We start from the raw sequence: 22,831 nt of genomic DNA, 5'->3' as shown, positions 1-22,831 counted from the left end.
GTATGGTTTCGATCGCTGGCGACCGGACACGGTCCAAGATCCCGCTCTCCGCCCGGCGTCTGGACGCGGCCAAGATGCTCAAGGCCCAGTTCAAGCCCGACCGGGTCGCCCTGGTCAAGCCGCTCAACGTCGGCCTGGTCGCCGAGCGCGCGGCCGAGAAGCACGGCCGGGTGCCGATCTACCTCGACCAGCCGTTCACCTGGGACCCCGAGCAGCGCGTCGAACTCGACTTCGTCGAATTCGCCACCCTGGTCGACCAGATGGCCGCCGTCCTGAAGTCCGCGGGCGTCAAGCGCTGGGACCGGGTCGCGATCGTCAAGTCGCCCAACTACGACATCCAGGCGCTGGCCTGGGCGACCGCCAGGATCGGCGCGATCCCCGCGCTGCTGTCGGCCCGCCTGGACCCGGACATCATCAACATCCTGCTGGAGCGCCTCCAGGCGAAATTTCTGGTCACCGACCCCGAGGTCGCCAAGTACGCCCGGCTGGACGGCGAGCGGCTGCGGCACCTGGGCATGACCGCCATCGCCGACATCGACGGCGGCATACCGGTGGCGGACCTGTGGGGCGGCCGGATTCCGGCGCCGAGTCCGCTCAAGGACGACGAGCCGATGCTGATCACCCACACGTCGAGCACCACCGGGGTGTCCAAGCTCGCCGAGGCGTCCGCCAAGGGCGTGTCCTACAACGCCCTGATGGAGTCGATCTTCCCCGGCTTCCACACCCCCGACGAGCTGTTCGCCAGCGCCATCTCGCACGTCCATGTGCGGGCCGCCATCACGCAGATGGCGTCCTTCTCGCGCGGCACCCCGCTGCTGGGCATCGCCAGGCCCGACGAGGAGACGATGCTGCGGCTGCTGCCCCAGTACCGGCCCACGATCCTGGAGTCGCACCCCAACAACTTCATGGGCTGGGAGCGGATCATCGACGATCCGTCGGAGCCGTTCTCCAGCATCCGGCTGTACTTCAACTCCTTCGACGCGATGCACCCGCGCACCATCCAGGCGCTGCTGGACGCGTCCAAGCGCAAGTACCCGGTCTGGCTCCAGTGCTACGGCATGACCGAGACGCAGGTGGTGTCGGTCCGCCCGTACACCCGTGGCTCGTTCGGCCGGCTCAAGGGCCGCGACACCCGCAGCGTCGGCTGGGAGGTGCCCGGCATCCGGGCCAGGATCGCCGACCCGGAGACCGGCAAGCGCCGCTCCGACCAGTCGGAACCGGGCATGATCCAGGTCAAGACCCCGGCCCGCGCGCTGTCGTTCGTGGGCACGCCGGAGAAGTTCGCCGAGCGGCGGCACGGCAAGTGGTTCGACACCGGCGACTGGGGGCGGCGCGGCCGGCTCGGGCAGATCGAGATCCTGGACCGCATCGCGGACCGGATCGAGGGTGTCGAGAGCTGCCTGTGGATCGAGGACGTGCTGCTGGAGCGGATTCCCAACGCCGAGGAGATCGTGGTCGTCCCCGACGAGCAGGGCAAGCCGGTCCCGGTGGTCTGCATGCGCGACGGGAAGTCCCTCGACCCCGAGGTCTGGAAGTCCGCCTCCGCCGGGATCACCGGCCTGGGCGTCCCGTTGGAGGTCACGCCCGACGACCTCCAGCGCACCGCGACCGTCAAGGCCCGGCGCTACCTCCTCACCGAGATGATCAAGAACCGCGACAACGGCGGTCTGGAGGCGGTCAGCCAGGACGTGGTGCTGCGCGACGGCGCGTAACCACGGTCCACGTCACGGCCGGTGCACGGCGGAACCCAGCGCGGATCGACACCCGAACTGTAGGAGAGGGCATTGCACGACATCAGCGAGTACCCATCGATAGAAGCCGATGTGATCGTCGTCGGTGCGGGTTTTGCCGGGATCACGGCCGCGCGCGAACTGAAGATGGCCGGGAAGAGCGTGGCGCTGCTCGAAGCCCGCTCCCGCCTCGGCGGCCGGTCGCTGAGCAAGCCCCTCGGGGACGGCAAGGTCGCCGAACTGGGCTGTGAGTTCTACGGCCAGGCCGGGACGATCAGCCACCGGGCCGCCCAGTCCGTCGGCATCAAGACCGCGAAGGTCTACGACACCGGCTACCGGCTGATCGACGACGGCGGCAAGATGCAGCCCTGGAAGGGCATGGCGCCCAAGGTCAGCGCGGCCACGCTGCTGGACTTCGGGCAGGCGGCGCTGCGCATCGAGCGGATGCGCCGCGAAGTACCGCAGGACGCCCCCTGGGAGGCCCCGCACGCCACCCAGTGGGACAGCGAGACCATGTGGTCCTGGACGCAGCGCAATGTCCGCACCAAGGGCGGCCGGGCCCTGATGCGGCTGATGATCGAGGCGGGCATGGCCGCCGCACCGGCCGACGTCTCCCTGCTGCACGTCCTCAACTACTCCAACGGCACCGGCGGGTTCAGGGCCATGACCCAGATCACCGGCGGCACCCTGGAGAACCGCTTCGTCGGCGGCTCGCACAACCTCGCGACGACCCTGGCGAAGACCGTCGACGACGAGACGTACCTCAACGCCGAGGTCCGCAGCATCCAGCACTCCGGCGAGCACGTCCGGGTGCGCGGCGCCGGATTCGAGGCGGTCGGCCGCTGGGTCGTGATGGCCGTGCCCGTGCCGCTGGCCGGGCGGATCGAGTACGACCCGCCGCTGCCCGAGCACCGCGACCACGTCAGCCAGCGCATGACGATGGGCGCCGCCATCAAGTACCTGGCCCTGTACGACGAGCCGTTCTGGCGCGCCGAGGGCTTCACCGGGCATGTGATCAGCCACTCCAGCCCGGTACGCGCCACGGTCGACAGTTGCCCGCCCGACGGCACGCCCGGCGTCCTCACCGGCTTCGTCACCGGGCCGCCCGCCCGGCAGGTCGCCAAGCTGCCCGCGGGGGAGCGACGCGCCCTGGTCCTGCGGGAGCTGGAGCGCTTCTTCGGACCGCGCGCGGGCAAGCCGTACGACCTGCTGGAGCAGAACTGGATGGCGGAGCCGTACACCCGCGGCTGCTACCACGCCTACGCCCCGCCCGGTCTGTACACCGAGTACGGTCCCGCGCTCAAGCAGCCGGTCGGCCGGATCCACTGGGCCGGAGCGGAGTCCGTGCCCCACGAGTTCGGGTCGATGTCCGGGGCGATCTACTCCGGCCGCCGCGTCGCCACCGAGATCATCGGGCGCGAGACCGGCGAGGACCCCGGGCGGCTGCTGGTGACCCAGAAGACCGCCGTGCCCGTCGAAGAGCCCACGCGATGAGATCCGGAAGCGCCCACGCGACGAAAGGCGACTGCCAGCGTGCCTGAGAACCTGGAAACACCCCGTATCGGCTCGGGCATGATCATGTCCCTGCACCTCGCCGAGGTCGGCCCCGCCAAGGCCATGAGCGCCCTGCGCAACGGGCCCAAGCCCGAGGCGCACGAGGGCCTGCACTGGGCGAGCCCCTTCCTGATGAGCCCGCTGCGCTCGCAGAGCGCGATGTTCGACGTCAAGCCCACCGGCGCCGCGATGATCGCCGCGTGGGACAACGACGAGGCGCTGGACCGCTTCCTGTCGCACCCGGTCGCCAAGCCGTACGAGAACGGCTGGCGGGCCCGGTTCGAGCCGGTCCGCACCCTCGGCGCCTGGCCCGGCCTGCTGGAGCTGCCGCGCCGCGAGATACCCGTGGACGATCACCCCATCGGGGTGCTCACCCTGGCCCGCGTACGCCTCAACCGGGTGGTGCCGTTCGTCGCCGCCGCCTCGCACGCCGAGCGCGACGCCGCCCACCACCCCGCCTTCCTCGAGGGCACCTCGCTGATCAGGCCGCCCAATCAGGTGGCGACCTTCTCGCTCTGGCGCAGCGTCAAGGAAATGCGCCAGTACACGGTCGGTTCCTACCCCGGCGGCCACGTCAGGGCGATGAAGAAGCACGAGGAACGCGATTTCCACCACGAAACGCTGTTCGTGCGGCTCAGGCCGTACGCGGTCGACGGACATTGGAGCGGGCGCAATCCGCTCGATATGCTCAAGCCGCTGACCACCAACTGAGGCCAATGCGGGGAGTGCTGACGGAGCATCCGTCGAATAAACCCCGCCACGGCGAGCCGACAGACGGGTTTGACGTATGACCATGGAACAGATCGAACTCTCGGCCGGGACGATCGACTACCAGGACACCGGCGGCGACGGGCCGGTGCTCGTCCTGCTGCACGGCCTCCTGATGGACGAGACCCTCTGGGCGGACGTGGTCGCCGATCTGCGCGCCGACCACCGGTGCGTGGTGCCGGTGCTGCCGATGGGCGCCCACACCAAGCCGGTCAAGGAGGACGCCGACCTTTCGCCGCGCGGACTCGCCCGGCTGGTCGGGGAATTCCTCGAACGGCTGGATCTGGACAATGTCACCCTGGTCGGCAATGACACCGGCGGCGCCGTCGTGCAATTGCTCGTGGACGAAGGCGCGCCGCGCGTCGGCTCAATTGTGCTGGCGTCCTGCGACGCATTCGACAACTTTCCGCCGGGGCTGACCGGCAAGACCGTCGTGATGACCGGCAAGTTGTCGCCCACCTTCTTCGGCCTTTTCATGCAGCAGATGCGGCTGAAGCTGGTACGGCGCCAGCCGATCGCCTTCGGCTGGCTCACCAAGCGGGGCGACGCCGTCAGCAAGAACTGGATCAAGCCGATCCTCGCCCAGGCCGACGTGCGGCGCGACACGGTGCGGGTGCTCCGCGGCATCGCCGCCGACAAGAAGCTGCTGGTCGGCGTGAGCGAGGGGCTCTCCTCCTTCGACCGGCCCGCGCTGGTGGTGTGGGCCGAGAAGGACCGCGTCATGCCGCCCGCGCACGGCCGCCGGCTCGCCGAGATCCTGCCGCAGGGAAGCCTCGTCGAGATCGCCGACAGCTACTCGCTCCTCCCGCTCGACCAGCCCACCCAATTCGCCACCGCGGTACGGGAGTTCACCCGCAAGAGCTGATCCTCCCCATGCCGTGACGACCCGGTGCCGGCGGTTCGGGGCACCGCCCCGAGCCGCCCGTACGCCTTGCCCTGCCCGAAAACACCCGCCCACAAGGTTCCCTCTCGCCTCCGCCTCCCCTCATGGCAACCGCCCGCGCCGGTCACCACCGGCGTATCGCGCCCGCACCCGTGCCCGGTCGGGGGACCAGGCCACCGGATGGAGAAGACCCATGAGCATTGCGGCGGACCTCGCCGTCTGCCTCGTCGGCGCCGGCCCGCGGGGCCTGTCCGTACTGGAGCGGCTCTGCGCCCACGAGCGCAAGTCGCCCTCCTGCTCCTCGCTGACGGTCCACGTGGTGGACCCCGCCGAGCCGGGGGCAGGAAGCGTCTGGCGCACCGACCAGTCGCGGCATCTGCTGATGAACACCGTCGCCTCCCAGATCACCGTCTTCACCGACGACCGGGTGACCATCGACGGCCCCATCGAGCCGGGCCCGAGCCTGTACGAGTGGGCGAAGGGCCTGCTGGGGCCGGGAGACGGCGACCCGGGGGCCGGGGCGCCGGGCGGTGCCGTGCCGGGGAGCCGTATGCCCGACGCGCACGACCCGGAGGACCTGGCCGAGGCCCGGCGGCTCGACCCCGACTCGTACCCCACCCGCGCCTTCTACGGCCGCTACCTGCGCTCCTGCTTCCTGCGGATCACCGGCAACGCGCCCGCGCACGTCACCGTCGAGGAACACCGCTCGCGCGCGGTGGCCGTCGCCGACGCCATGGGCGACCCGGACGGGCCGCAGAGCATCCGGCTGGACAACGGCGCATGGCTGCACGGGCTGGACGCGGTGGTCCTCGCCCAGGGCCATGTCGCCGCGCGCCCGACCCCGCGCGAGGAGCGCACCGCGACGCTGGCCGCGATCCACCGGCTGACGTACATCACCCCCGCCAACCCGGCGGACGTCGACCTGTCCCGGATCGCTCCCGGCGAGACGGTGCTGCTCAGGGGCCTCGGCCTGAACTTCTTCGACCACATGACGCTGCTCACCGCGGGCCGCGGCGGCACCTTCCGCAGGGAGGGCGACCGGCTGGTCTATCTGCCCTCCGGGCGCGAGCCGTCGCTGTACGCGACCTCCCGGCGCGGGGTCCCGTACCACGCGCGCGGCGAGAACCAGAAGGGCGCGTACGGCCGTTACCACCCGCGGCTGCTCACCCCCGCCTACATCGCGGCCTCCCGCGACCGGGCGACCGGCGGTCCCGGACTGCACTTTCGGACCCATCTGTGGCCGCTGATCTCCAAGGAGGTCCAGAGCGTCTACTACCAGGCGCTGCTGCACGCCCAGGACCGCGCGGCGGAGGGCGCGGAGCTGGGCGTGCGCTTCCTGGAGACGGCCGGGTCGCGCGAGGAGACCGAACTCCTCGACAAGTACGGCGTCGAGCCGGAGGAGCGCTGGAGCTGGGAGCGGCTGCTGACGCCCTACCTGGGACGGCGGTTCGCCGACCGGGAGGAGTTCAGGGTCTGGCTGCTCGGGTACTTGGCGCGCGATGTGCGCGAGGCCAGGGCGGGCAATGTCAGCGGCCCGCTGAAGGCCGCGCTCGACGTGCTGCGCGATCTGCGCAACGAGGTGCGGCTGGCCGTGGACCACGGCGGACTCGACGGCACGTCGCACCGGGACGAGCTGGAGGGGTGGTACACCCCGATGAACGCCTTCCTGTCCATCGGGCCCCCCGCCTCCCGCATCGAGGAGATGATCGCGCTGATCGAGGCGCGGGTGCTGGTGGTCACGGGACCCGGCACCGAAGTGCGCCTCGACCCGGCCAGGCCCGCCTTCGTCGCCTCGTCGCATGTCGTGCCGGGGCCGCCGGTCGTGGCCTCCGCGCTGATCGAGGCGCGGCTGCCGGAGCCGGACCTGCGCCGGACCGCCGAGCCGCTGCTGAACTACCTGATGGCGACCGAGCAGTGCGCGCCGTACCGCATCCCGACCGGATCGGGCGGCGGATACGAGTCCGGCGGCCTCGCCGTCACCGAGCGCCCCTACCGGCTGCTCGACCCGCGCGGGCAGGCGCATCCGCGCCGTTTCGCCTACGGTGTGCCGACCGAGTCCGTGCACTGGGTCACGGCGGCGGGCATCAGGCCCGGCGTCGACTCGGTGACGCTCGGCGACTCGGAGTCCATCGCGTGCGCGCTGCTCGCGCTGGCGGCGGGCGGCCGGGGCGCCGGTGACCCGGAGGCGCGGGGCGCGGTCCCCGCGGCCAGATTGGCCGGGGCCGGGTCCGGGGCCGGGTCCGGGGCTTCGGGCAGCGGGGCTTCCGGGAGCGGGGTTTCCGGCAACGGTGTTTCCGGCAACGGTGTTTCCGGCGGCGGGGCCGCGGGCAACGGGACTTCCGGCGAGGGGGCCACGGGTGCCGGTTCCGGCGTCGGCGCTTCCGCCGCTGTCGCCGGGGCTTCGGGCGCGGACCCCGCCGTACTGGCCGAGACCCACACCTTCGGAGTGATCGTATGAGCAGCCGGCCCAGTGAGCAGGACACCCTCATCGACGCCGGGCTGCTCTCGCCGGTCCGGGCGGGCACCCCGGTCGAGGCGGCGGTGTCCGACATCGCCTGGCTCCAGGCGATGCTGGACGCCGAATCCGCGCTGGCCCGCGCGCAGGCCAGGCTCGGCACGCTGCCGAAGTCGGCGGCCACGGCCATCGCGGCGGCGGCGCACACCGACCTGATGGACCTGCGCGCGCTGGCGCTCGCCTCCCGCGAGACCGCCAACCCGGTGGTCGGCCTGGTCCAGGCGCTGACCCGGGCGGTCGCCGAACACGACCCGGCGGCGGCCGAGTACGTCCACCGCGGCTCGACCAGCCAGGATGTCCTCGACACCGGGATGATGCTGGTCGCCGCGCGGGCGCTGCGGCTGATCCGCGGCGACCTCGCGCGGGTCGAGCGCGCGCTGGCCGCGCTCGCCGCCGAGCACCGCGACACCCCGATGGCGGGCCGCACCCTCGCGCTGCACGCCGTGCCGACCACCTTCGGCCTCAAGGCGGCGGGCTGGCGGCAGGGCGTACTCGACGCGGACGCCCGGCTGGCCGCGCTGCTCGACCACGGACTGCCGGTCTCGCTCGGCGGGGCGGCGGGCACGCTGGCCGGATACCTCGCGTATGCGCGGGTCGACGGGTACGGCGCCGGTGCCGGGGACACCGCCGCCGGTACGGGAGTCGACGGCGACGGGCGGGCCGGTGACCCGGGGGAGTACCTGGACGAGCTGGTCGCGGCCTTCGCCGACGAGACCGGCCTCGCCAGGCCCGTACTGCCCTGGCACGCGCTGCGTACGCCCGTCGCGGACCTGGCGGCGGCGCTCGCGCTCACCGCGGGCGTCCTCGGCAAGATCGCGGTCGACGTGCAGTCGCTGGCCAGGACCGAGGTCGCGGAGGTGGCGGAGCCGGGAGTCGCGGGGCGCGGCGCGTCGTCGGCGATGCCGCACAAGCGCAATCCGGTGCTGTCCACGCTGATCCGCAGCGCGGCGCTCCAAGTCCCGGTGCTGGCGGCCGGTCTGACGCAGTGTCTGGTCGCGGAGGACGAACGGTCGGCCGGGGTGTGGCACGCCGAGTGGCAGTTCCTGCGCGAGTGCCTGCGACTGGTCGGCGGGGCCTCGCACACCGCGGCGGAACTGGCCGAGGGGCTCGCCGTCCACCCGGCCCGTATGCGCGACAACCTGGACATGACGGGCAGTCAGGTCGTCTCGGAGCGGATCGTCGCCGTCCTCACCCCGCGTCTCGGCAAGGCCGCCGCCCGCGCGTTGCTCACCGCGGCCTCCGCGGCAGCCGCCGACTCCGGCCGCCCGCTCGCCGACGTCCTCGCCCAATCTCCTGACCTGGCCGGCCACTTCGGCCCGGACGAGCTGGCCGCCCTGTGCGACCCGACCGCGTACCCGGGCGCGGCGGGCGCCCTGGTCGACCGCGCGCTGCGCGAGGACGGCCCGAGGCCGTAGCGGGGACCGCGCCGGTCGCGGGCGGGGCGGGGCATCCGGAGCGCGCCCGCGGTGGCCCGATGTGACGGTCCGTCAGGCGTCGGCCTCGTCGCCGAACGCCCCCGCCGGTCGCCGTGGTGACATGGCGTCAGGCACTCCCCGTCGTGGCTCCCCAACTCACCGCCGCGCGGGGCGCGCTCGCTACTCCCCGGTGAGGCCGTCCACCGACTCGCGGATCAGGTCCGCGTGGCCGACGTGCCGCGCGTACTCCTCGACCATGTGGAAGAGGATCCAGCGCAGGCTGGGCGCCCGGCCCGCCGAGTCCGCGCGCCGCGAGAGCGTGTCGAGCCCGCCCTCGGCCAGCGCCGCGGCGGTCAGTTCACGCGAGCGCGCGACGCAGTCCTCCCAGAGCGTACGGATCTGCTCGGGGGTGTCGTCCGCGGCCGAGTGCCAGTCCCAGTCGGCGTCCGCCGACCAGTCGACCGTGTCCCACGGCGCCTCCGGCGACCGCCCGGCCAGCCACTGCGAGAACCACCACTGCTCCACGTACGCCAGGTGCTTGAGCATGCCGCCCAGCGTCATGGTGGAGGTGGGAAGGGCCGCCGCGAGCCCGGCCGCGTCGAGTCCCGCGCACTTCCACGCCAGCGTCGCCCGCTGGAAGTCGAGGAAGCCCAGCAGTGTCTCGGTCTCCCCGCCCGTCTCGGGGGGAAGCGGCCGGCCCTGCTCGTCGATGTCGGTCATGAGCAGGGAGTATAGGAGCCGTTCGCGGTTCCGGGCGGTCGCCGCGGCTCCGCCTACACCTTGTCGAGCCAGATCACGATCCCGGTCAGGTCGCTGAGCACGGCCGCGACCCCCGCCCTGATCGAGGCCGCGCAGCGCGCGGCGGTGAACGAACCGGCGTCGTACGTCGAGGACATGCCGAGCCCTTCGCCGCGGAAGGACGCGCCGGACCAGTCGACGGCGGTGACATTGTGCGTCGGCTCGGCCAACTCCGCACCCACGACGAGGAATTGCTGCGACAGGTGGTTCGCGGTGACCGGCACGAGCGGGTCGATCAGGTCGTTGCCCGCGCTGACGATGAGGTCCGCGTGCATGTCGAGCGCCCTGGTGACGCTCGGCAGCAGGTCGGCCGCACCGTCCGCGACGACGGTCCTGAGCTTGACGTGCTCCTCGTCCGCCCACTTCTCGACCGCGTCGACCAGCGACCGCGTCGGCCGGTCGGTGCCCGCGCTGAGCAGCACCACGCGGTAGCCCTTCGGCGGGTGGACGCCCTCCCACGAACCGGGCGCCGGGGTGACGGTCGACTCGGGCGCGGGCGGCGACACGCTGTCCACGAAGCGCGGGCCGAGCGTGCCGACGGGCGAGGGTTTGGCGCGCGGCTGCGACCAGTCGTCGTCGGAGCCGCATCCGGCGGTTCCGAGGGCCAGCGCGGTGACCGCCGCCAGCATGGCAACGGCCCGAAGCGGGGGGCGCACGTCGATCGTCCTCCGAGATGAGTGGTGAGCGGTGACTGCTGAGCGATTGGTGCTGAGCGGAGAGAGGTGAGCGGTGAGCGCTGAGCGATAGGTGCTGAGCGCTGAGCGATAAGGGGTGAGCGAGGTGCCGAGGGCTTGCTGTGAACGGTGTGACGAGAGAACGCCCTGGTGAGAGCCATGGGCGGGTGCCGCGGGTCCATCCTGCGACGCCGATCGCCTCCGTGGGGAACCTCGAACGCCTTTGCGGACCTTGTTGGCCCAGGGTTCGCCGACCCGCCGGTTTCAGTTCACCCGTGACGTGCAGCGTGCTCCTCCTACCCAAGGAGTCCCATGTCAGAGCGGGTCCGTCGCGCCGTCATCTGCATCGCCGCGGCGCTGATCGGTTTCCTCGGCGCCGTCCAACCGGCGTTCGCCCACGGCTTCTCGTCCACCGCGTACGTCCATGTGACGGCGGCGGACGAAGGCCATGTCCGTACTTCCCTCAAGCTTGAATACGACCTTTTCGTCATATCCGCTGCCGATGCCGAACATGACGACGACCTCTTCCGCACCGGCAACGGCGCCTTCGACGCCGGTGACACCACAGCGCAGGCCGCGGCCCTCAACGCCCACAAGAAGTCGGCCGTCGCCTATGTCACCCAGCGCTTCTCGGTCACCGCCGCGGGCAAGGCGTGCGCGCCGGAGCAGGTCGGCGACTTCACGATGGACCGGCAGGAGGGCGTGCCGTACACCGTCCTGCTGCTGGACTGGGACTGCCAGGAGCTGGCCGGTGACCACCGGGTCCGCAGCGGCCTGTTCCCCGACAGCGAGACATACGTCCGCGGTACGAAGACGATCGTCACGTACGACCTGGACGGCCGCTCCGGCAGCGCGGCGCTCGACGCGGCGCACCCGTCCTTCTCGATCGACCAGCCCTGGTACGCCTGGTTCTGGGAGTTCTTCCGGCTGGGCGCCGAGCACCTGCTGACCGGCACCGACCACATCCTGTTCCTGCTGGCGCTGATCGCCGGGTCGCGGCGGCTGCGCGAGATCGTGCTCGCCGCCACCAGCTTCACGCTCGCGCACTCGGTGACCTTCATGCTCGCCGCGCTCGGGGCGGTCGACGTGCCGTCGCGGCTGGTCGAGCCGGTCATCGCGCTGTCGATCGCGGTGGTCGCGGGCTGGCACCTGTGGCGGATACGGCAGCGCGGCAGCCACGCCTCCGACCTGGATCCGGGCGCTTCGGCCCGGGGCGCCTCCGGCTCGGGGCCCGGCTCCGGCGGGCGCGGCTTCCTGCGCGACCACGTCGCCCTCGACCGGGCGGGCTGGCTGCGGCTCGCGGTGGTCTTCTGCTTCGGCCTCGTCCACGGCCTCGGCTTCGCGGGCGCGCTCGGCATCGACCAGGCGTGGTCCTGGACGCTGCTCGGCTCCCTCCTGGTCTTCAACGTCGGCATCGAGGTCGTGCAGTTGTCGATCATCGCCGTCGTCTTCCCCCTGCTGGCCCTGCTGCGCCGCCGTTCGCCGACCGCGGGGCTCTGGGTGACCGGCACCGTTTCCGCAGGTGTAGCGCTTATGGGACTTGTGTGGTTCCTGCAACGGGTGGGCGGTGGCTGAGCCTTCAACTGAGGTGAAGTTCAGGTCAGGCGAAGATCGCATTTGCCGCCTGTTTACCAACCGATGGGAGCTTGATGACCTCAGCTCCATGCAGTTCCGTCCAAAAAGGAACAAACACAGATGAGATCGATCAGATCGGTACGGACCCACGGGTCCGTACGACGCCGCGTGGTCACCGGGGCCACCGCGGTCACCATGGGTCTGGCGCTCGCCGTCGGCGCGGGACTCACCTCCCCCGCCGTGGCCGCCGACCCCGCCGCCCTCACCAGCATCATCCTCGGTGTCGGCGCGAACGAGACGCAGCGCACGGTGACCTGGTACTCCTCGGCCGACACGGCCCAGGTCATCCAGGCCGCCCCGACCGCGACCCTGGTCAACGGTGAATTCCCGGCGGACGCCGCCACGTTCGACGCCATCGGCGGGGCGAACATCGCCACCAGCGGCGGCTTCAACCGGCACGCCACCATCACCGGCCTGAAGGAGAACACGGCGTACTCCTACCGTGTCGGCTCCGTGGGCAACTGGTCGCAGACCTACGCCTTCAAGACGCAGGACTTCGAGGGCGACTACGACTTCCTGTTCTACGGCGACCCGCAGATCGGCTCCTCCGGCAACCTCGCCAAGGACCAGGCGGGCTGGAAGGACACGCTCGACGTCTCGCTGGCCGCCAACCCGAACGCCGAACTGCTGGTGTCCGGCGGCGACCAGGTCGAGACCGCGAACACCGAGGCGCAGTGGGACTCCTTCCTGGCCCCCGACAAGCTCCGTCAGTACCCGTGGGCCGCGACCATCGGCAACCACGACGTCGGCGGCAAGGCGTACGAGCAGCACCTGTACACCCCGAACACCGACCGTTCGGCGCCGTACTACGGCAACGGCAACCCGGGCTCGAACACCTCGGGCGGTGACTACTGGTACATCTACAAGGACGTGCTGTTCATCGACCTGAACAGCAACAGCTACGCCGCCTCCTCGGGCGGCGGCGGTGACGAGGCGCACGTCAAGTACGTCACCGACATCATCAACAAGCACGGCTCCGAGGCCAAGTGGAAGGTGCTCACGTACCACCACGCGATCTACTCCCCGGCCAGCCACGCCAAGGACTCGGACAACAAGCAGCGCCGTACCGACTTCACCACCGCCTTCTCTCAGCTCGGCGTGGACGTCGTCCTCCAGGGCCACGACCACAGCTACTCCCGCAGCTACCTGATCAAGAACGGTCAGAAGGCGGACGCGGCCGAGCAGCCCGGCCAGGCGGACGTGTACCCCGGTCCCGGCGGTGTGCTCTACGTGACGGCCAACTCGGCGTCCGGCTCGAAGTACTACGACATCACCAAGCCGGACAGCAGCGGCACCGGTGTCACGGGCCAGGGTCCCGACCCGCTGAACCCGGACAGCTACTGGTACAACTCGGTGCAGAACCAGGAGCACGTGCGCTCCTACGTCAAGGTCCAGGTGCGCAACGACAAGCTCGTCGTCGAGAACCTGCGCAGCGGCACCTGCACCGCGCCCAACGCGGCGGTCGAGCTGGGCCAGGTCTCCTGCGTCAACACCCCCGAGGGCCAGCCGATCGGCTCGGTCGTCGACAAGGTGACGGTGCACCCGTACCACGGCACCGGCCAGGACCTCGCGGTCAAGGTGCCCACCGCGCCCCCCGGCGAGTTCGGCTGGACCATCGACGGCTACAACGGCCTGGTGGACCTCGGCACCGCCAAGGATCACGACGGTGACTACTTCGACGCGACGGGCACCATCAACCCGATCGTCGTGTCGGACAGCCGCCGCTCGCTCGCTCCCTGGTCGATCTCGGCCAGCGTGGGCGACTTCACGGACGGCGCCAAGAAGTTCTCCGGCGCGTACCTCGGCTGGACGCCGAAGATCCTCGCCCCCGGCGCGGGTGCCAAGGCCGGCGGCACGGTCAACTCCGGTTACGACGGCGGCTCCGGCCTGTCCGTCTCGCGCGGCCTCGGCTGGGCGGACCAGGGTCACACCAAGGGCACGGCCAAGCTCGGCGCCGACCTGGATCTGAAGATCCCGGGCAGCGTCGCCAAGGGCGACTACCGCGCGACTCTCACGATCACCGCGCTCAGTAGCTGATCCCGCCCGCTTGACCGCTCCACCTGAGTGACCCCGCACCACCCGGTGGGGCAGGCGCCCGCGGGCGCCCGCCCCACCGGTTCCTCAGCTCCGACAGCTCCGACCAGAACGCCCGAGGACCCCGACATGCATGTGCCCGTGACCCGCCGGACGACCGTCGTCGCCACCTTCGTCCGTACCGCCGTCCTGGCGCTGCTCCTCGCCCTCGCGGTCACCGGTCTGTCCGCGCGACCGGCCGCCGCCGCCGAGGGCGACGTCGCCTGGACCGTACGCACCGCGTCGAACAGCTTCGGCGCCGACCGGTCGAGCTACAGCTACGCCGTCAACCCCGGCGGCAAGGTCGAGGACGCGATGGTCGTCGCCAACCGGGGCAAGGCGCCGGTCGACCTCGGCGTGTACGCCGCCGACGGCTTCACCACCGACAAGGGCCAACTCGACCTGCTGCCCGCCGACAAGAAGTCCCGCGCGATCGGCGTGTGGGCGCGCGCGGCGCGCGAGCGCGTCGTGGTCCAGCCGGGCAAGACCGTCGAGGTGCCCTTCACCCTCGCCATCCCGGCCAACGCGACGCCCGGCGACTACGTGGGCGGCATCCTCACCTCGCTGACCCAGCCCGACGACGCGCAGGGCATCAACGTCGACCGGCGGCTCGGCATCAAGATCAAGCTGCGGGTCAGCGGCGCGATCAAGCCCACGCTCGCGGTGGAGGACCTGCACGTCTCCTACGGCGGTACGGCCGCCCCCTTCTCCAAGGGCGACGCCACCGTCACCTACCGCATCCGCAACACCGGCAACGCGATCATGTCGACCCGCCAGTCGGTCAAGCTCAAGGGCCTGTTCGGCTGGTTCGCGGTCACCGGCGGCAAGACGGCCACGCCGCCCGAACTGCTCCCCGGCGAGAGCTGGAAGGTGAGCGTGCCCGTCCACGACGTGGCCCCCGCCGTCCGCCTCACCGCGACCGTGACCCTCACCCCGCTGTTCACCGACGCCTCCGGCTCCACCACCCAGCTCAAGACCGTCCAGTCCACGGCCCACACCTGGGCCTTCCCCTGGACCCTCACCGCCCTCGTCCTCGTCCTCCTCGCCCTGGCCGTCGCCGCCTTCCTCCACACCCGCCGCACCCGCACCAAGCGCAAAGCCGCCGAGGACGCCCGCGTCCGCACCGCCGTGGAACAGGCCCTCCGCGAGGCGTGAGCCCCCTAGGACACACCCTGGGGTCTCCGGGGCAGGTGTCAGCGGCGCGACTGTCAAAATTCTTTGACAGCCGAGCGCGTTGTCAGGGAACCTTGAGGAACGTTTTTCCCGGTGCGGAGAGGGCTGAGCCATGGAGTGGGTGGACGAGACCCGGCGCCACACCGGTTATGTGACAGCGGTGTTGGCCGACGGCGCGGAACCGGCGACGCCGCCCGAGGGCCGTCAGCCCTGGTGGTCGTACAACGGAGCGGACGGCCCCCGCGCGATCGGCGTCAAGGGCGCCTGCGAGTGCGGCTGGCGCGGCGCCGAGACCCACCCCATCATCCGGGGCGACGACGACGCCACCGAGGGCAACGACTCCCGCACCGGCCCGATGGCCGACTGGGAGTACCACGTCACCGCGACCGAAGGCGCCGTCCCCCACGACGTCGAGCAGATGCTCGCCGCCCTGCGGCGGCGCGTCGAGGAACTCTCCCGCGACCAGCCCCTCACCGCGCTGCGCGTCGTCGCCCGCGTCGAAGAGACCGCCCCCGCGCTCAGCCGCGAAGCCGTCCGCGCCGCCCGCCGCTCCCTCGTCTCCTGGGAGGCCATCGGCCGCGCCTTCGGCACCAGCCGCCAGACCACCCACGCCCGCTTCGCCCGCCACCTCCCCGACTGACCGGCCCGGGGCCCCCGCTCCCGACGCGTTCAGAACCTGCTCAGACTCTGCTCACTGCGGTTCGTGCGGCCCGGACCGGGCCCAAACGGTGTTTGACTGCCGGGGTATCGGGCGAGGAAGGGCGGATTCCATGGCTGACCAGCCTTCTGTGAGCGTCGGTGGCGTCACGTACCGGGTCACACCCGAGTACCTGGCCACCGCCTCCAGCAACACGATGTCCACGGCGAGCGAGATCGCCGGGCAGTTGGCGGAGCTGAAGACGTATGTGAGCAGTCTGGAAGCGAGTTGGCAGGGCATCGCCCACAACCAGTTCCAGACGCTGATGGCGGAGTACGACGTCTACGCGCGGATGCTGCACGACGCCCTGGAGGGAATCTCCAAGGGCCTCCAGGGCAACTACGTGAACTACAAGGACTCCGAGCAGCAGAACCTCAACAACCTCGCCGCGCTCGGCGAGGACCTGCCGAAGGCACCGTCCGGCACCAACTTCAACTGATCCGGGCCGCACAACGAGGAGCGATTCATGGCCGATATCGACGGCACGCCGATCTACGTCGGTGAGGGACTGGCGGCGGCGGGCGGCGTGATCAACGCCAGGGCCGGGGAGATCTCCGGCGAACTCCAGTCGCTGAAGTCGCAGTTGGCGCCGATGGTGGAGGCGTGGCGGGAGAGCCAGGCCGCCACCTACTACCAGGACATGCAGAACGAGTGGGACCTGGCGGCCGACGGCCTGTTCGGACCCGACGGTGTGCTCGGCCGCATCGCCCAGGCGATGCATGTGAACTGGAGCAATTACAGTGACGCCGAGTGGTCCAACATCTCCACCTGGCGCCACTGAGACCGGCACCACGAAGACCACGCGTCACAAAAACCCCACGCCACCGAAACCAGGCGCCGCCGAACGCCGTCTTTGACGTCGGTGTCTCCGAACCCCGGCGGCACCGACCCACCGCGGCCCGCGGACGCGCGGCCGTGAGGTCCGACACCGAAGGAAACATCCGTGCCCGATGAACGCTGCCGGGTTACCGTGGTCGGCGAACGCAGGCGGATCGACCTCGCGCTTCCGGCGCAGGCCCCGATCGCCGAGTACGTTCCCCGACTCGCCTCCCTGTGCGGGCAGTCCGAGTCCGAGGCGCTGCCGCCGGTCTGGTCGCTCGCCGAGTCGGGCGGCGCTCCGATGGCCCCCGGCGACTCGCTGTCGGCGGCGGGCATCGTGGACGGCGCCACCTTGTACCTGCGCGACCAGCGGGCGGCGGAACTGGGCGAGTTGACCGTCACCGACCTCGACGAACAGGTCGCCAGCGCCCAGGACGACGGCGGCCTGTGGAGCTCCCGCCGCCGCGCCCAGTGCGTCGTGGGCGCGGGCCTGGTCTTCATGGTGGCCGCGGCGGCCTGGCTCGGCGCGCTCCGGCCGGCCGGCCCGTGGGCGGCGCTGTTCGCGCTCGCCGCGCTCTGCTCGGCGCTGCTCGCCTGGTACGCGGAGCGCAAGAACTGGCCGCTGCCGCGCGCAGTACGGCAGTTCTTCGCGCTCGCCACCGTCCCGCTGCTGGCCTGCGTCGGCCTGGACGGACCGGTGCACGGTCCTGTCGCCACCCCTGTACTCGTCTCCGTCTTCGCCGTGCTCGGCGCGGTGATCGGGCTGGTCGCGCTGCCGTCGCCCGCCACCGTGGTGCTCAACCTGCTCACACTGGTGGCCGCGCTGCTCACCGTGGCGCTGACCGCCTCGCACGCCGGGCTCACCGGCTCCGCCGCCGTCGTGTCCGTGGCGCTGTTCCTGACCGCGGGGCTGCTGCCCAGGGCCGCGGGCCAGATCGCGGTGCTCGTGCCCTCGGGACCCGACGTCAGCGCGCCCGCGCTGGACGACGGGACCGTGGCCACCGTCGTCCACCGCAGCAACGCGCTGCTCACCCTGCTCAGCGTGGTGAGCGGGGTGTTCCTCGCGGCGGCCCTGCTCACCCTGAGCGCCTCCCACGACGTCTACGCCCTCGTGCTGGCGGGCTGCGTCAGCGTCGGACTGCTGCTCCAGGCCGCGACCGTACGCGTACTGAGCGCGGTGGTACCGCAGTTGGCCGCCGGGGTGCTGGGGCTCGTGGCGCTGACCGTACGGGTGCCGCTGTACGCGTTCGACTCGCGGCTGGCGGGCCCGCTGGCCGCCTTCGGCGTGGGCGCCGTCCTGGTCGCCTGCGGACTCTTCCTCGCCTTCGGCGCGGCTCTGCGGCCCATCGAGCCGGACCGCCCGACCTGGCCCGCGGCCGTCACCAGCGTTCTGTTCGTGGCCGCCGTACCGCTGGCCGCCGGTGTGTTCGGCCTCTTCGGCTGGCTGGCCGACCTGGGGAGCGGCCTGTGACCGAGCGACCCGCGGCCCGGCACGTCCGCCCTGTGACGCGCTCCTCGACCCGCCGCGTGACCCGGCGGGCGACCCCCGGGAGCGCCCGGTGAAGGCCGCCGCCCAGCGCGTGGCGCCGGGCAGTTGGGGCGGCCACCGCACCATCGCGGCGGCCGTGCGGAGCGCGGACACCGGCGCCGTCATCACCGTGCAGGCGGGCACGTACAGCGAGAGCCTGCTGCTTGACAAGGATGTCACCCTGGTGGCGAAGGGCGCCGTACGGCTGGTCGCCGTCCGCGGCCCGGCCGTCACCGTGCACGCGGGCCGCGCCGAGATCCGCGGCTTCACCCTCGTGTCCGCCGTGCCCCGCGAGGCCGCGCTGCTGGTGCGCGCGGGCGAACCGGTGCTGCGGGACTGCGAGATCACCGGCGGCCGGATCGAGGTCGCGGGCACCGCCGCCCCGCTGCTGAGCGGCTGTTCGGTCCGGAAGGCCGAGGGCGCGGCGGTCCGGCTGACCGGCACCAGCCGCACCACACTGGAGAATCTGACCGTCGGCGGCTGCGTCGGCGACGGCCTGGTGGTCGAGGACGAGGCGCGTGCCGAGTTGACCGACGCCCTGGTGGACGGTGCCAGCGGGCGCGGCGTCCTGCTCACGGGCGGCGCGCACGCGACGCTGACCCGCTGCGACGTCCGCGGCAGCGGCGGCACCGCCGTCGTGGTCGAGGGACACGCCACCGCGGCGCTGCGCGACTGCCGCCTGCACGAGACGGGCGCCGCGGGCGTCTGGGTCCGCGAGACGGCGGGCCGCCTGACCCGCGCGGCCTCCGGCGCGGGTCACCGGCCCCTCGCCCACGGCGAGGACGCCGAACCGGCCGCGCCCGCCACCGGATCCGCCGCCCGCCAGGGCCACGACACCCCGGGCGTACGGCTGCGCGACTGCGAGATCTTCCGCACCGAGGGCGCCGGCGTACTGGCCGACGGCAGCAGCTCCGTCCTGCTCGACGGCTGCCATGTGCACCACACCACCGGCGCCGCGATCCTGGTCACCGCCGAGGCCACCGCCGAGTTGACCGGCGTGCGGGCCGTCGACTGCCAGGACACCGCGCTGGCCGTCAGCGGGGCCGGCCGGGCCACCGCGCACGACTCCACCTTCGCCCGCAGCGGCGCCAACGGCCTGTACGCGGTGGCCGAGGCGGAGGTGACGCTGACCGGCTGCACCGTACGGGACACCGCGTACACCGGCGTGCACCTCGGCGGCGGGGCCCGCCTGCACGCCAGGGGCTGCACCGTCAGCGGTTCGCCCGAGTACGGCGTGCGGGTCACCGAACGGTCCGAACTCCTCGCGGACGACTGCGAGATGACGGACGCGGGCCTGGCCGGGGTGTACGTGCAGGGCGGCGACGCGGCCGTCCGCGGCTGCCGGGTGTCCGGCGGCCGGGAGGGCGTACACCTGCACACCACGCACCGCCCGCTGCTCGCGGAGTGCGAGATCACCGCCTCCGGCGAGACCGGCGTCCGGGTCGGCCGGGACACCGGCGCCCGGCTGGAGAACGTCACCGTCACCGGCAGCGGCACCGCGGGCCTGCTGCTGGAGGAGGGCAGCACGGCCGTCGTGGAAGGCGGCGCGGTCCGCGAGCCGCGCGGCAGCGGCGTCGTCGTACGCGCCGGGGCCCGGCCGCGCGTACGCGGCCTCACCGTCGAGGGCGCGGCGAAGAACGCGCTGTTCGTCGAGGAGGGCGGCGAGGGCCTGTACGAGGACTGCCACCTCACCAAGAGCCGCTTCCCCGCCGTCTACGCCGGTGCCCGCTCGCGTTTCCTGCTGCGCCGCTGCACCGTGGACGGCACCGACACCGACCTGCTGCGGGACGACGAGGCCGACGTGCGGGCCGAGGACTGCCTGGTCCAGGACGCGACCGATCCGCTCCTGCCGACCCTCGCGCCCCCGGCGGCGGGGGAGGAGGGGCGCGTCGCGGTGCCCGCCGTCGCCGGAGCGCCCCGCTCGGCCGCGGAGAAGGCCGAACAGGCCGCCGGTGAGACCGAGTCGACCGCGGAGGCGGCCCGCGCGAAGCTCGCGGAACTCCATGTGGAGCTGGACCGCCTGGTCGGCCTGGACAGCGTCAAACGCGACGTGGTCACGCTGACCAAGCTCATGCAGATGGTCAAGGTCCGCCAGGAGGCCGGGCTCGCGGCGCCGCCGCTGAGCAGGCACCTGGTCTTCGCGGGCAATCCCGGCACCGGCAAGACCACGGTGGCCCGCCTGTACGGCGGCTTCCTCGCCGCCCTCGGCCTGCTCGAACGCGGACACCTGGTCGAGGCCGACCGGGGCGACCTGGTCGGCGAGTACGTCGGCCACACCGCGCCCAAGACGACGGCGGTCTTCCGGCGCGCGCTGGGCGGGGTGCTCTTCATCGACGAGGCGTACTCCCTCGTGCCGCAGGGGCAGTTCACCGACTTCGGCTCCGAGGCCATCTCGACGCTGGTGAAGCTGATGGAGGACCACCGCGACGAGGTGGTGGTCATCGTCGCCGGATACCCGAGCGAGATGAACCGGCTGCTGGAGTCCAACGCGGGCCTGGCCTCGCGCTTCACCCGCACCCTGCTCTTCGACGACTACACCTCGGAGGAGCTGGTGCGGATCGTGGAGCACCAGGCCGTCGACCACGAGTACACCTTCGCGCCGCAGACGACGGCCGCGCTGCACGACTACTTCGCGGCCGTCCCGCGCGGCGAGCAGTTCGGCAACGGGCGCAGCGCGCGGCAGGTGTTCCAGCGGATGACCGAGCGGCACGCGTACCGCGTGGCCGAACTCGACCTGAGCGCCGTCGATCTCGCGGCGGCCGACGTGGAGTTGCTCACCACGCTGCTGCCCGCCGACCTCCCCCCGGGAGGCGCCGCTTGACCGCGCGGGCGGACGTACGCCCCGCTGCCCGGCGGGCGCACCGTACGGCGGCGGGCCCGGCACAGGACTTCGGCGCAGGCCCGGCACAGGACTTCGGCACAGGACTTCGGAGCGGCTGAAAGGAAGGTGACCCGCGGATGTCGGACCAACCGACCCCGGAAGAGTGGCGCGCGGACCTGGCGGCGCTGAACGACGCGATCGGAGTGGTGAAACGCGAGTCCGGCACGATCACCACCACCATGAACTCGATCGACGCCAAGGTGAAGCAGATCGGCGCCGACTGGTCCAGCCCGTCGCACGAGTCGTTCGCGGCGATGATGACGTGGTTCCACAAGGTCCAGCACGAACTGGACGAGTTGCTCAAGGACATCGCCTCGCGGATGACGACGTCGTACAACAACTACCACGACTCCGAGCACGTCAATCTGAACAACCTCAGCGACGGCGGGACCCATGGCTGAGTGCCGCCGCCGCGCACCGCGTGGGCGGTACGCGGCGGCGCGTTCAGCCCGCGGGCGGCGGCGGGAAGCGCGACTCCCGGTCGGTGTGCGCGTACACCTGCCCCGAGTGGTTGAGCAGCGCGATGTACTCGCCGAGCTTCTCCAGCGTCGAGCCGATCTGGAGCAGGGCGCGGTCCTGGGCCGGGTTCATGTCCGCGCCGAATTTCACGCCGGTCTCGGCGAACGGGTTGTCGTGCGTCTTGCCGACCGACGGGTCGTACCCGGACGAGAGCGAGGTGTGGCCCTCGCCCTCCGCGTTCTTGTCCTGGGCGCCCTGCCCGAAGACATGGCCCTTGACGGCCATGACCCGCTTGCGCAGCTCCTCGTACCGGTCGACCGCGCCGCGGGCCTCCGTGAGCATCGACTTCTCCGCGACGCGTACCGCGCTCAGGTCGATCTTCAGGTCCGCCGCGGCCTCGTACGAGTTCGGGTCGGGGCCGGAACCCTGGTCGGACTGGCTGTCCTTCGGGTCGATGTTGAAGGACGGCGGGGTGGACCAGATGACCTTGTCGGTCGGCACGAGACCGTCGAGGTTCTTGTCGTGGTCGGGGTTGGGCGTCTCCGACCCGTCCGCGGGCGGATCGGGCAGCGGAGTGGTGTCGTATTTCGAGGTGATCGGATCGGTCACGTCGTCTGCCTCGTCTCTCTCGCGCCGACCGCACGGCCGGTTCGCCAAGCATGGGCCCGGCAGGACACCGCCAGGTTTACCACTTATATGAGGAATTGTCAGCATGCAGGTGCCGCACCGGTATCCGCTCCCCGAGAAAGGCGCGTCATGGCCGACTCCGGCACCGCCGACTACGACACCTCCGTCCTCAACATCTCCCCGACGGGCCTGAAGTCCGACGCCAACGACCTGGTCACCCTCAGCAAGACCGTCCTGTCGAGCCTCACCACCATCCGGGGCCAGTTGGAGGGACTGCACGTCGCCTGGCAGGGCCAGGCCGCCTCGGACGCCGACGAGGTCAACAGGAAGTGGGTGTCGGTCATGACCGAGCTGTTCGGCACGGAGGACGACCCGCACAAGGGAGTTCTGTCCGCGCTGGCCGACGGGGTCGGCATGGCCGCGTACAACTACACCACCGCCGAGGACGGCATCGCCGACGCCTTCAAGTCGTTCCGCACGGCCTTGACCAGTGACGACGGGAAGTCCAGCGACAAGCCGCCCGCCGCGGTCACCGACCCCAACAAGACCGCGGTCACCATGGAGTTCTAGTGCCGGCGCACCGCCCCCGCCACCTCGCCCCC

General features: G+C 71.7%; 19 protein-coding genes. 16 read left to right on the top strand and 3 right to left on the bottom strand.

Translation table 11 applies throughout. The features are described from left to right. Positions 1 to 2 precede the first annotated feature (2 nt). The 6 genes from ACIP4Z_RS10300 to ACIP4Z_RS10275 all read left to right on the top strand — a co-directional run bounded on the left by ACIP4Z_RS10300 (position 3) and on the right by ACIP4Z_RS10275 (position 8,865). The gene (locus tag ACIP4Z_RS10300) at positions 3 to 1,712 is read left to right on the top strand and encodes a class I adenylate-forming enzyme family protein (protein ID WP_355344300.1); all 1,710 of its coding nucleotides are present in this window, start codon (positions 3 to 5) and stop codon (positions 1,710 to 1,712) included. A gap of 72 nt (positions 1,713 to 1,784) precedes the next feature. After that, positions 1,785 to 3,224 carry an FAD-dependent oxidoreductase gene (locus ACIP4Z_RS10295; RefSeq protein ID WP_391044485.1) on the top strand — a complete coding sequence of 480 codons (1,440 nt, stop codon included), beginning with the start codon at positions 1,785 to 1,787 and terminating at the stop codon, positions 3,222 to 3,224. Positions 3,225 to 3,263: 39 nt separating this feature from the next. Then, on the top strand, positions 3,264 to 3,995 hold the full coding sequence (locus ACIP4Z_RS10290) for a spheroidene monooxygenase (protein ID WP_355344294.1): 732 nt from the start codon (positions 3,264 to 3,266) through the stop codon (positions 3,993 to 3,995). 76 nt (positions 3,996 to 4,071) lie between these two features. Continuing rightward, positions 4,072 to 4,917, top strand: coding sequence for an alpha/beta hydrolase (locus tag ACIP4Z_RS10285; protein WP_355344291.1), 846 nt, complete (start codon positions 4,072 to 4,074; stop codon positions 4,915 to 4,917). 211 nt (positions 4,918 to 5,128) lie between these two features. Beyond that, on the top strand, positions 5,129 to 7,393 hold the full coding sequence (locus ACIP4Z_RS10280; protein ID WP_401306368.1) for an FAD/NAD(P)-binding protein: 2,265 nt from the start codon (positions 5,129 to 5,131) through the stop codon (positions 7,391 to 7,393). Further along, entirely contained in the window at positions 7,390 to 8,865 is a 1,476-nt protein-coding gene (locus ACIP4Z_RS10275; RefSeq protein WP_401306365.1) for an adenylosuccinate lyase family protein, read from the top strand. Before ACIP4Z_RS10280 ends, ACIP4Z_RS10275 begins: the two co-directional genes overlap by 4 nt. 180 nt (positions 8,866 to 9,045) lie before the next feature. On the opposite strand, the gene ACIP4Z_RS10270 is transcribed toward ACIP4Z_RS10275, so the two are convergent. Both ACIP4Z_RS10270 and ACIP4Z_RS10265 read right to left on the bottom strand, forming a co-directional pair. Next, positions 9,046 to 9,585, bottom strand: a complete 540-nt coding sequence (locus ACIP4Z_RS10270; RefSeq protein ID WP_401306362.1) for a DinB family protein — start codon at positions 9,583 to 9,585, stop codon at positions 9,046 to 9,048. A 53-nt stretch (positions 9,586 to 9,638) separates the two neighbouring features. Next, entirely contained in the window at positions 9,639 to 10,319 is a 681-nt protein-coding gene (locus tag ACIP4Z_RS10265; protein WP_391161561.1) for a hypothetical protein, read from the bottom strand. Between the two features lie 330 nt (positions 10,320 to 10,649). Between ACIP4Z_RS10265 and ACIP4Z_RS10260 the strand changes: the two genes are divergently transcribed. The 9 genes from ACIP4Z_RS10260 (at position 10,650) to ACIP4Z_RS10220 (ending at position 21,544) form a co-directional block, all read left to right on the top strand. Further along, positions 10,650 to 11,912, top strand: a complete 1,263-nt coding sequence (locus tag ACIP4Z_RS10260; protein ID WP_355344276.1) for a HupE/UreJ family protein — start codon at positions 10,650 to 10,652, stop codon at positions 11,910 to 11,912. A 120-nt stretch (positions 11,913 to 12,032) separates the two neighbouring features. Further along, entirely contained in the window at positions 12,033 to 14,009 is a 1,977-nt protein-coding gene (locus ACIP4Z_RS10255; protein WP_401306357.1) for a fibronectin type III domain-containing protein, read from the top strand. Positions 14,010 to 14,135: 126 nt separating this feature from the next. Next, on the top strand, positions 14,136 to 15,200 hold the full coding sequence (locus ACIP4Z_RS10250) for a WxL protein peptidoglycan domain-containing protein (RefSeq protein ID WP_401306354.1): 1,065 nt from the start codon (positions 14,136 to 14,138) through the stop codon (positions 15,198 to 15,200). Positions 15,201 to 15,330: 130 nt separating this feature from the next. Continuing rightward, on the top strand, positions 15,331 to 15,858 hold the full coding sequence (locus tag ACIP4Z_RS10245) for a hypothetical protein (RefSeq protein WP_355344267.1): 528 nt from the start codon (positions 15,331 to 15,333) through the stop codon (positions 15,856 to 15,858). A gap of 130 nt (positions 15,859 to 15,988) precedes the next feature. After that, a complete protein-coding gene (locus ACIP4Z_RS10240) occupies positions 15,989 to 16,354 on the top strand; it encodes a WXG100 family type VII secretion target (protein WP_223186817.1) in 366 nt (121 codons plus the stop codon). 27 nt (positions 16,355 to 16,381) lie between these two features. Further along, a complete protein-coding gene (locus ACIP4Z_RS10235) occupies positions 16,382 to 16,696 on the top strand; it encodes a WXG100 family type VII secretion target (RefSeq protein ID WP_188281815.1) in 315 nt (104 codons plus the stop codon). Positions 16,697 to 16,858: 162 nt separating this feature from the next. Continuing rightward, positions 16,859 to 18,205, top strand: a complete 1,347-nt coding sequence (locus ACIP4Z_RS10230; protein WP_355344263.1) for an EsaB/YukD family protein — start codon at positions 16,859 to 16,861, stop codon at positions 18,203 to 18,205. Positions 18,206 to 18,293: 88 nt separating this feature from the next. Continuing rightward, positions 18,294 to 21,083, top strand: coding sequence for a right-handed parallel beta-helix repeat-containing protein (locus ACIP4Z_RS10225; protein WP_401306349.1), 2,790 nt, complete (start codon positions 18,294 to 18,296; stop codon positions 21,081 to 21,083). A 137-nt stretch (positions 21,084 to 21,220) separates the two neighbouring features. After that, positions 21,221 to 21,544 carry a WXG100 family type VII secretion target gene (locus ACIP4Z_RS10220; RefSeq protein ID WP_355344257.1) on the top strand — a complete coding sequence of 108 codons (324 nt, stop codon included), beginning with the start codon at positions 21,221 to 21,223 and terminating at the stop codon, positions 21,542 to 21,544. A 43-nt stretch (positions 21,545 to 21,587) separates the two neighbouring features. Here ACIP4Z_RS10220 and ACIP4Z_RS10215 read toward each other — a convergent pair whose 3' ends face one another. After that, complete coding sequence (locus ACIP4Z_RS10215; protein WP_355344254.1) at positions 21,588 to 22,211, bottom strand: hypothetical protein; 624 nt, start codon at positions 22,209 to 22,211, stop codon at positions 21,588 to 21,590. A gap of 147 nt (positions 22,212 to 22,358) precedes the next feature. Between ACIP4Z_RS10215 and ACIP4Z_RS10210 the strand changes: the two genes are divergently transcribed. Further along, complete coding sequence (locus ACIP4Z_RS10210; protein WP_401306345.1) at positions 22,359 to 22,799, top strand: WXG100 family type VII secretion target; 441 nt, start codon at positions 22,359 to 22,361, stop codon at positions 22,797 to 22,799. Positions 22,800 to 22,831 lie beyond the last annotated feature (32 nt).

Source organism: Streptomyces sp. NPDC088910 (assembly GCF_044749865.1).
Lineage (GTDB): Bacteria > Actinomycetota > Actinomycetes > Streptomycetales > Streptomycetaceae > Actinacidiphila.
The sequence above is the reverse complement of the archived record's forward strand: the minus strand, read 5'-3'. Positions and strand labels throughout refer to the sequence as shown.

What these genes read in the sequence shown, in the direction of transcription:
- ACIP4Z_RS10210 (WP_401306345.1), top strand. Translation starts at nt 22,359, where the DNA reads ATGGCCGACTCCGGCACCGCCGACTACGACACCTCCGTCCTCAACATC.
- ACIP4Z_RS10235 (WP_188281815.1), top strand. Translation starts at nt 16,382, where the DNA reads ATGGCCGATATCGACGGCACGCCGATCTACGTCGGTGAGGGACTGGCG.
- ACIP4Z_RS10300 (WP_355344300.1), top strand. Translation starts at nt 3, where the DNA reads ATGGTTTCGATCGCTGGCGACCGGACACGGTCCAAGATCCCGCTCTCC.
- ACIP4Z_RS10260 (WP_355344276.1), top strand. Translation starts at nt 10,650, where the DNA reads ATGTCAGAGCGGGTCCGTCGCGCCGTCATCTGCATCGCCGCGGCGCTG.
- ACIP4Z_RS10240 (WP_223186817.1), top strand. Translation starts at nt 15,989, where the DNA reads ATGGCTGACCAGCCTTCTGTGAGCGTCGGTGGCGTCACGTACCGGGTC.
- ACIP4Z_RS10270 (WP_401306362.1), bottom strand. Translation starts at nt 9,585, where the DNA reads ATGACCGACATCGACGAGCAGGGCCGGCCGCTTCCCCCCGAGACGGGC.
- ACIP4Z_RS10275 (WP_401306365.1), top strand. Translation starts at nt 7,390, where the DNA reads ATGAGCAGCCGGCCCAGTGAGCAGGACACCCTCATCGACGCCGGGCTG.
- ACIP4Z_RS10280 (WP_401306368.1), top strand. Translation starts at nt 5,129, where the DNA reads ATGAGCATTGCGGCGGACCTCGCCGTCTGCCTCGTCGGCGCCGGCCCG.
- ACIP4Z_RS10245 (WP_355344267.1), top strand. Translation starts at nt 15,331, where the DNA reads ATGGAGTGGGTGGACGAGACCCGGCGCCACACCGGTTATGTGACAGCG.
- ACIP4Z_RS10250 (WP_401306354.1), top strand. Translation starts at nt 14,136, where the DNA reads ATGCATGTGCCCGTGACCCGCCGGACGACCGTCGTCGCCACCTTCGTC.
- ACIP4Z_RS10255 (WP_401306357.1), top strand. Translation starts at nt 12,033, where the DNA reads ATGAGATCGATCAGATCGGTACGGACCCACGGGTCCGTACGACGCCGC.
- ACIP4Z_RS10285 (WP_355344291.1), top strand. Translation starts at nt 4,072, where the DNA reads ATGACCATGGAACAGATCGAACTCTCGGCCGGGACGATCGACTACCAG.
- ACIP4Z_RS10220 (WP_355344257.1), top strand. Translation starts at nt 21,221, where the DNA reads ATGTCGGACCAACCGACCCCGGAAGAGTGGCGCGCGGACCTGGCGGCG.